Below are 1,287 nucleotides of genomic sequence, written 5' to 3'. Positions count from 1 at the left end.
AGATCTTTCCCGCACCGCAGCAAACGAGCAAAGCCTGACAAGAAAGGCACTCGCGCTCAGTTCGGTACGCCTCTCTCTGCGCCAGCAACACGTTGTTTTTCAACAATATCGATCCAATCCGGACATTCGCTGCGCTCCTGTTCTACGTCTCACATGCGGACAAAGCGGCCACTCTTTGCAAGAAATGAAATTGACGACTAGTTGTGGTATTAAGGCTCCCACAACCGGGGGGATGCCGCAATGAACAGAACTTGGAAAACATTTCTCGCGGGGGTGGCTGCGCTATGCGCCACCATGTCGACAAGTTTCGCTGAAATGATCCACTTGATGGCTAGAAAAGGCGATGTCGCAAAAGTTATGTCAGAAATCGAAAAAGGAGTGCCGGTGGATCTGCCGAGCACCACAGGCGCTCGTTTTGAAGGTTCGTCACCACTCGTAGTAGCATCTCGGTTCGGTCGTACGGACGTGGTCGCGGCCCTGTTGGAGGCTGGGGCCGACCCAAACTACTCTCTTCCCAATGCTGAGTACGAAAAAACTCTTGCATACCCAATCCATGTTGCGTCAAGCAACGGACACACAGAAGTTGTTCGATTGCTTTTGGAAGCCGGTGCTGATCCAACTGTCGTGGATCCTTGGCTTGGGACAGCACTGCATTTCGCCTCGTTGCGTGGGCACGACGAAATCGTGACCATGCTATTGGATGCTGGCGTACATACAAGTGCAAGTATCCCTAGTGTGAAGCACTTGATTGGTAATGCCGATAGGGGCCGAGGAGAAACTCTGGCAGGTGCCTGCAAAGCCTGTCACAGCCTGGAGAACAATGGGCAAGTTCAAGCCAATGAAGGTCCGCCACTTTGGGGAGTTCTCGGGCGCACCATTGGCTCGTACGATGGCTACGAGTACTCGACGGCTTTGTCAGCGATTTCAGGTGTCTGGGACTACGACAATCTAAACTCGTTTCTTGGGCGTCCACGAGAATACATTCCGGGAACAAAGATGGACTTAGATGGAGTTTGGTTTGATCAGGATCGCGCAGACTTGATTTCTTACCTCCGGACACTCGATGAAAACCCGGTCGCATTGCCTTAACAACCAATCGAAATTGAGCGTAGGATACGCGTTGGTGAGGTCAGAAGCAGCCATCAGAAAGAGCTCGTTGGGCGTCTGCTTTGCGGAGAGGGTGTGTGAAAACTCCCCTATTTTGACCGGACTGATGGTATAATTTCCGTATTCGGTACGGAGGTTGTTGATGACGCAATTTATCGAGGGTCTGGACCGGCAGCAGGC

At 52.2% G+C, this 1,287-nt stretch carries 2 protein-coding genes; both read left to right on the top strand.

Annotated elements, in window-relative coordinates:
- On the top strand, positions 1–244 hold a 244-nt coding region (locus AC2FLZ_RS21980), incomplete at its 5' end, for a hypothetical protein (protein WP_496716581.1).
- Complete coding sequence (locus AC2FLZ_RS21975) at positions 241–1,089, top strand: ankyrin repeat domain-containing protein (RefSeq protein ID WP_496882796.1); 849 nt, start codon at positions 241–243, stop codon at positions 1,087–1,089. The genes AC2FLZ_RS21980 and AC2FLZ_RS21975, both read left to right, overlap by 4 nt.
- Positions 1,090–1,287 lie beyond the last annotated feature (198 nt).

It is taken from the genome of Ruegeria sp. YKSF131, assembly GCF_059612645.1.
This window is presented reverse-complemented; position numbering and strand designations above follow the sequence as displayed.